General features: G+C 65.3%; 6 protein-coding genes. All 6 read left to right on the top strand.

Annotated elements, in window-relative coordinates; genetic code table 11:
* Positions 1-431: penicillin-binding transpeptidase domain-containing protein (locus tag OBACDRAFT_RS06355; RefSeq protein ID WP_043583876.1), on the top strand; the 431-nt coding region annotated here is incomplete at its 5' end.
* Positions 428-2,089 carry a UDP-N-acetylmuramoyl-L-alanyl-D-glutamate--2,6-diaminopimelate ligase gene (locus tag OBACDRAFT_RS06360; RefSeq protein ID WP_043583878.1) on the top strand — a complete coding sequence of 554 codons (1,662 nt, stop codon included), beginning with the start codon at positions 428-430 and terminating at the stop codon, positions 2,087-2,089. The genes OBACDRAFT_RS06355 and OBACDRAFT_RS06360, both read left to right, overlap by 4 nt.
* A gap of 12 nt (positions 2,090-2,101) precedes the next feature.
* Positions 2,102-3,484 carry a UDP-N-acetylmuramoyl-tripeptide--D-alanyl-D-alanine ligase gene (locus OBACDRAFT_RS06365; protein WP_043583880.1) on the top strand — a complete coding sequence of 461 codons (1,383 nt, stop codon included), beginning with the start codon at positions 2,102-2,104 and terminating at the stop codon, positions 3,482-3,484.
* Positions 3,485-3,573: 89 nt separating this feature from the next.
* A complete protein-coding gene (gene mraY, locus OBACDRAFT_RS06370; protein WP_043583882.1) occupies positions 3,574-4,713 on the top strand; it encodes a phospho-N-acetylmuramoyl-pentapeptide-transferase in 1,140 nt (379 codons plus the stop codon).
* Position 4,714: 1 nt separating this feature from the next.
* Positions 4,715-6,028, top strand: coding sequence for a UDP-N-acetylmuramoyl-L-alanine--D-glutamate ligase (gene murD / locus OBACDRAFT_RS06375; protein WP_043583884.1), 1,314 nt, complete (start codon positions 4,715-4,717; stop codon positions 6,026-6,028).
* 46 nt (positions 6,029-6,074) lie between these two features.
* A partial coding sequence (locus OBACDRAFT_RS06380) for a muramidase family protein (RefSeq protein ID WP_043583886.1) occupies positions 6,075-6,965 on the top strand: 891 nt, incomplete at its 3' end.

Consider the following 6,965-nt stretch of genomic DNA (forward strand, 5'->3'; position numbering starts at 1 on the left):
GCCTCGCCCGCCGCACCGTCATCACCCCGCAGACCGCGGCCCTCATGCGCCAGCTCCTCCAAAAAGTCGCCTCCGTTGAAGGCACCGCCAAAGCCGCCGCCATCCCCGGCTTCGAAGTCGCGGGCAAGACCGGCACCGCGCAAAAACTCATCAACGGACGCTACTCCAACCGCAACCACGTCGGCTCCTTTGTCGGCTTCTTTCCCGCCTCCGCCCCCCGCGTCGTCATCACCGTCATCGTGGACGACGGCCACCCCGCCAACGGACGCCCCGGCTACGGCGCCGTTGTCGCCATCCCCAGCTTCAAGCGCATCAGCGAACAACTCATTCAATATCTCGACATCAAGCCCGTCGGCGACCTCCCGCCCGGCGTCGGGCCCGCCAGCGGCAACGCCAGCCTCCTGGTTCATCAAGGAAACACCCACCGATGATCGGCTATCTCACGCAAAACCACTCCCTCATCCAGGCCTTCGCCAGCGGCTTCCTCGACGTCTCCGCACCCCCGTCGCGTACCCGTGCACGCACTACCTCCACTCGCTCCGCCCGCACCCCTCGTCCCCCCTCCCGCCATCCCGCACACCGCACACCGCACACCGCAATCACCATGGCACCACACCTGTCCGATCTTTTCATCGAAAACGAAGTCCTCTCCATTCGCGGTGAACTCCACCGCCCCATCTCGGGCCTCGTCATGGACAGCCGCCGGGTCGTCCCCGGCAACGTCTTCTTTGCCCTCCCCGGCCTCCGCAGCGACGGCGCCAGTTACATCAACGAAGCCATCTCCCGCGGCGCCGTTGCCATCGTCACCACGACCATCCCCGCCATCACCCCCGCCAAAGTCACCTTTGTTCAAGTCGCCGACCCCCGCGCCACCCTCGCCCGCGTCGCCCGCCGCTACTACAAGACCCCCGACCGCGACCTCGACGTCGTCGGCATCACCGGCACCAACGGCAAGACCACCGTCGCCTTCCTCGCCAAGCACTTCCTCGACGAACAACGCCGTACCGGCCTTTTGGGTACCGTCAACTACGACCTCGGCGCCCGCACCGTTCCCTCCTTCAAAACCACCCCCGAAGCCCTCGACATCTACGGCATGCTCGCCCAGATCCGCGACGCCGGCTGCCGCGAAGCCGTCATGGAAGTCAGCTCCCACGGCATCGCGCAAAACCGCGTCCTCGACCTCTCCTTCAAAGTCGCCGTCTTCACCAACCTCACGCGCGACCACCTCGATTACCACAAAAACCTCGACGACTACTTCGAGGTAAAAGCCCGCCTCTTCACTGGCGAGCCCGGCCACGCCCCTCGCGTTGCCATCATCAACCTCGACGACGAACACGGCCGCGCCCTCCTCGCCCGCATCCCCGCCCACGTCCGCACCCTCACCTACGGCGAACACCCCGGCGCCCAAATCCGCGCCGAACAAATCGACCTCGGCTTCAAGCAAACCACCTTCCGCCTCGTCTGGCCCGACGGCTCCGCCACAGTCCAGTCCCCCCTCATCGGACGCTACAACGTGAGCAACGTCCTTGCCGCCGCCGCCGCTGCCTATGCGCTCGGACGCGACCCGCACACCTTCCTCCCCCGCCTCGCTACTTTCCCCGGCGTCCCCGGACGCATGGAACGCATCGAATCCAGCCAGCCTCACAACGTCCTCGTTGACTACGCCCACACCGACGACGCCCTCCGCAACGCCCTTGGCATGCTCCGCGCCATCACTCCCGGCCGCCTCCTCGTCGTCTTTGGCTGCGGCGGCAACCGCGACCGCGCCAAACGCCCCCTCATGATGCGCGCCGTGCAACAATTTGCCGACTTCGCCTTCGCCACCGCCGACAATCCTCGCAACGAACCCCTCCAGCAAATCTTCGCCGACATGAAGACCGGCGTCACCGATCCCCTCAAGCTCACCTGGATCGAAGACCGCCGCCGCGCCATCAGCCTCGCGCTCGACATGGCCAAACCCGGCGACTGCCTCCTCATCGCCGGCAAAGGCCACGAAACGTATCAGGAATTTGCTGACACCGTCACCCCCTTCGACGACCGCCAGGTCGTCCGCGACCTCATCGCCATCAAAAAGATTTCCCGCCCATAACCACCGCCGCCCGTGTTCACCGCCGCGCAACTCGCTCACTGGACCTCCGCCCGCTGGACCACACCTCCCGCGAGCGGCACCCTGCTGGCCGGTTTCAGCACGGACACCCGCACCCTCCGCCCCGGTGAAATTTTCGTCGCCCTGCGCACCCCCCAACGCGACGGCCACGCCTACCTCTCCGCCGCCCGCGCTGCAGGTGCGCCAGCTGCCATCGTTGCAAGTCCTGATCCCGCGCTGCCCGACTTCCCCCAACTCATCACCCCCGATCCCCTTGCTGCCTTCCAAACCATAGCCCGCGAACACCGCTGCACCTTTCCCGGCCCCGTCATCGGCATCACTGGCAGCGCAGGCAAAACCTCCACCAAAAACCTCCTCGCCCTTCTCCTCTCCTCGTCTCCCGACGCTGCCGACATTCTCGCCACCGAAGGCAATCTCAACAATCACATTGGCGTTCCCCTGACCCTCACCCGCCTCGACCCGGCCCGCCACCGATTTGCCGTGGTAGAAGCCGGCATCAGTGCCCCCGGCGAAATGGCCACGCTCGCCGCGATGATCCAACCCGACATCGCCATCATCACCCTCATCGCCCCCGCCCACCTCGACGCCCTCCGCGACCTCGAAACCATCGCCCGCGAAAAACAACTCCTCTTCAGCACTCTCCGCCCCGGCGGCCTCGCCCTCCGTGGCTCGGGCGTCTCGCCCGCAACCCTTGCCTCTCCGTCTGCCCCCCCCCCCCGCCCCATCACCCACACACCCACCACCACCACACTCACCCTCACTCCCGCCACTCACACCTTTACCCTCCCCCGCGTCACCGATGGCATGGCCCGCAACGCCGCCCTTGCCATCCGGGCCGCGCTCCACCTCGGCGTATCCGCCGCCGAAATACAAACCCGCCTTGCCCGCTGGACCCCCCCCCCCCTCCGCGGCGAATGGCGTACCGACACCCACAACCGACGCCTCTACCTCGACTGCTACAACGCCAACCCCGCCTCCATGCTCGACGCGTTGGAGACCTTTGCCGCCACCGCCACCCCGCCCGACGCTCCCCGCCTCTACATTATAGGCTGCATGGAAGAACTCGGCCCCGAGTCCGCCCGTCACCACGCCGACCTCGGCCGCGCCCTCGCCGCGCTTCTGCGTGCCGACGACGAAGTCATCGCCATCGGCCCCCACGCCGAACACGTGGCGCGGGCGTCCCGCCCGCCCGACGACGCGCAGCGTCGCCCCGTTAAATGTTCAACGTTAAATGTTAAATGTTTAACGTTCTCCGACACCCCCGCCGCGCTCGCCTCCCCCGCCACCGCCGCCCTTCTCGCCTCACACTGCGGCCCCATGTTCGTCAAAGGCAGCCGCCGCCACGCCCTCGAACGCCTCGTGGAAATTAAAAATTAAGAAATCCAAACCAGCCAAACCACCAACCCGCATCATAGCCGAAGTCCGTTTTTCTAATTCCTAATTTTTAACTCCTAATTTTTCCGCCCGTGCTCAGCTACCTGTCCAACCTCGACGACTATTTCGGCCCACTCCGCCTGCTGCGTTTCATTTCCTTCCGTGCGCTCATGGCGGCTGGCACCGCCACGCTCATCGGATTCATCATCGGCGCCTGGCTCATCCACAAACTCCGCATCCTCAAATTCGGACAACACTACGACGACGACCGCACGGGCGACCTCGCCACCCGCTTCGACAAGAAAAACACGCCCACCATGGGCGGACTCCTCATCTTCGTCTCGGTATTCATCAGCGCACTACTCTGGGCCGAACCCAACATCTGGGTCCTCACCGCCCTCTTCGTTTACGCCGCCCTCACTGCGGTCGGCTTCCGCGACGACTACCTCAAAGTCGTCCGCAAAAATCGCGACGGCATCTCCTCCCGCGAGAAAATCATCTGGCAAACCCTCACCACCCTCGTCGCCCTCGCCGCCCTCGTCCTTCACCCTGACAGCGCCGCCAAAATCCGCGAAATCTGGGTCCCCTTCCTCAAAGCCCCCCTGTTCATCATTCCCGGCGGTTACGGCCTGCTCGGCCTCGCCGGGCTCCTCGGCCTCTTCATCTTCGTCTTCTTCTGGATCGTCGGCTTCAGCAACGCCATCAACCTCACCGACGGCCTCGACGGCCTTGCCATTGGCTGCACCATCACCGTCGCCCTCGTTTACGGCGGCATGGCCTACGCCGCGGGCAATTCCAAGATCGCAAATTACCTCCTCATCAGTTGGGTCCCCGGCACCGGCGAACTCTCCATCATCTGCGCCGCCCTTGTCGGAGCCGGCATGGCCTTTCTCTGGTTCAATTCTCACCCCGCCGAACTCTTCATGGGCGACACCGGTTCGCTCGCTCTCGGCGGCCTCATCGGCCTCATTGCCTTCATGGTGCAGCAACCCCTCACGCTCATCATCGTCGGCGGCGTGTTCGTGGTAGAAGCCCTCTCCGTCATCATCCAGGTATCCGTATTCAAATACACCCGCCGCCGCACCGGCACCGGCATGAGGTATTTTCTCATGGCCCCCATCCACCACCATTTTCAGAAAAAAGGCTGGCCCGAAACCAAAGTCGTATTGCGCTTCTGGATACTCTCCCTGATGTGCGCACTCGCCGGCCTTGCCACGCTCAAGCTCCGTTAAAATGCACACCCGCATCCCGCCATTCCTCAAACCGCTCCTGGAAAACCACCCTGTCGCCGTCCTTGGCGCCGGCGTGAGCGGCCGCGCGGTCTGCGACCTCCTCACCCGCCTCAACGCCACCTTCACACTCTACGACGAGAACAATCCCTCCTCTTCGGACTTCAGCCCCTCAGCCTTCAACCTTGTCATCTTCTCCCCCGGATTCCCTCCCGGCCACCCCTGGCTCGCCGCCGCCCGCGCCGCCGGATGCGTATGCCTCGGGGAAGTCGATTTTGCCTCCCTCTTCTGGCGCGGCTCCCTCGTCGCCATCACCGGCACCAACGGCAAAACCACCCTCACCGAATTTCTGACCCACGCCCTTCGCCACATCGGACGCGACGTCACTGCCACCGGCAACATCGGCAGCCCCCTCTCGCACCTCGTCGCCGAACGCGGCGGCGGCGGCCCCGAATCCATTGCCGTCTGCGAAATCAGCTCCTTCCAGGCCGAAACGCTCAACCACCTCCGCGCCGACTCCGCTATCTGGACCAACTTCGCCGAGGACCACCTCGAACGCCACCCCACCATCGAAGAATATTTTCACGCCAAATGGCGTCTCTTCGAGCGCTGCATTGGCGGCCACGTTTACGCCGGCACCAGCGTGCAAATCTGGGCCGACCGACTCGGCCAAACCCTCCCCACCGACGCCCGCATCCCCACCGAAGACCAGCCCGGCGACATCCTCCTCCGCGGCACTCCCTTTGCCGACTACCCGCAACGCGAGAATTTCCTCCTCGCCGCCGCCTGGTGGCACGGCCAGGGACTGCGCGAAGGCGCCCTCTACGCCGCCGCCCGCACCTTCACCCTTGCCGACCACCGTCTCCAAAAAATCGCTACAACCCCTGGGAACGCCGAGCCCCAGCTCGGCTCCGTCACCTGGTGGAACGACTCCAAAGCCACCAACTTCCACGCCGTCGAAGCCGCCCTCAACGCCTTCACCGCCCCCGTCATCGTCATCCTCGGCGGCAAACCCAAAGGCGGTGACATCCCCGCCTTCGTCCGCCGCATCACCCCGAAAGTCCGCCACGCCCTCCTCATTGGCGAGACCGGCCCCGTCCTCGCCGCCGCCGCCCGCGACGCCGGACTTGCCCACACCCACAGCGTCACGCTCGACCAAGCCGTCACCGACGCCGCCGCCCTCGCCCGCCCCGGCGAACACGTCCTGCTCAGCCCCGGCTTCGCCAGCTTCGATCAATTTCGCGGATACGCCGATCGCGGACTCCGCTTCGTTCAGTTTGTAAACAAACTGGGGGCCACGCCGGTCTCCACCACCTAGATATCAACCAACCCGTCCGTCCAACCCACACAACCCATCCATCGCCATGAAAATGATGCAAGTCTTCGGTGTCGTCGTCGCCATCCATTTGGTCGTCGCCATCTCCATTGTCGCCCTCCCCGGCTGCCGCTCCGGCGGCAAAGCCCAGACCGCCTCCGATCACGGAACCGCCCCGGCGGATACCACCAACAACGCCCTCGTGCCCGCGCCCATCGGCTCCACCAACCCGCCTGACAACAGCGGAGCCCCCGTGCGCTTCTCGCCCTCGCGTCCCACCGGCCAGCCCATCGGCGCCACGCTCACGCCCGTCGATTACCCGGTCGCACAACTCGCGCCCGCCGATCTCACGCCCGCCGCCGCGCCCATCCCCGCGCCCGAACCCACTGCACCCGCCACCACCTATGAAGTGCAAAAAGGCGACAGCCTCTGGACCATCTCACGCAAACACGGCATCTCCACCAACGAACTCGCGCTCGCCAACAATCTCTCTGACAAAGCCACCCTGCGCATCGGACAAAAACTCATTGTCCCCTCCCGCACCGCCGCCGCCGCCACTGGAGCACGCGTCACCGCGACTGCCGCCACCACTGCCGGCGGCACCTACACCGTCGTCTCCGGCGACACCCTTGGAGGCATCGCCCGCAAACACGGCGTGAAAATCGCCGACCTGCGCACCGCCAACAAACTCAAAGGCGACAACCTCCGTGTTGGCCAAATTCTCACCCTCCCCGCAAACGCCGGCACCCCGTCCCCCGCCGCCACCACGAACGCGTCCCCCGCCGCCGTCTCCATGACCCACACCGTTGTCGCTGGCGACACCCTCGGCAACATCGCCAGACAGTATCACGTCACCGTCGGGGAAATCGCCACGGCCAACAATATCACCGACCCGACCAAACTCCGCATCGGCCAGGAACTCCGCATTCCCGGCACACGC

Source organism: Geminisphaera colitermitum TAV2, assembly GCF_000171235.2.
Taxonomy (GTDB): Bacteria; Verrucomicrobiota; Verrucomicrobiia; order Opitutales; family Opitutaceae; genus Geminisphaera; species Geminisphaera colitermitum.

Bases quoted from the DNA above. Each gene is read 5' to 3' on its own strand.
- OBACDRAFT_RS06360 (WP_043583878.1), top strand. From the start codon at position 428: ATGATCGGCTATCTCACGCAAAACCACTCCCTCATCCAGGCCTTCGCC.
- murD (WP_043583884.1), top strand. From the start codon at position 4,715: ATGCACACCCGCATCCCGCCATTCCTCAAACCGCTCCTGGAAAACCAC.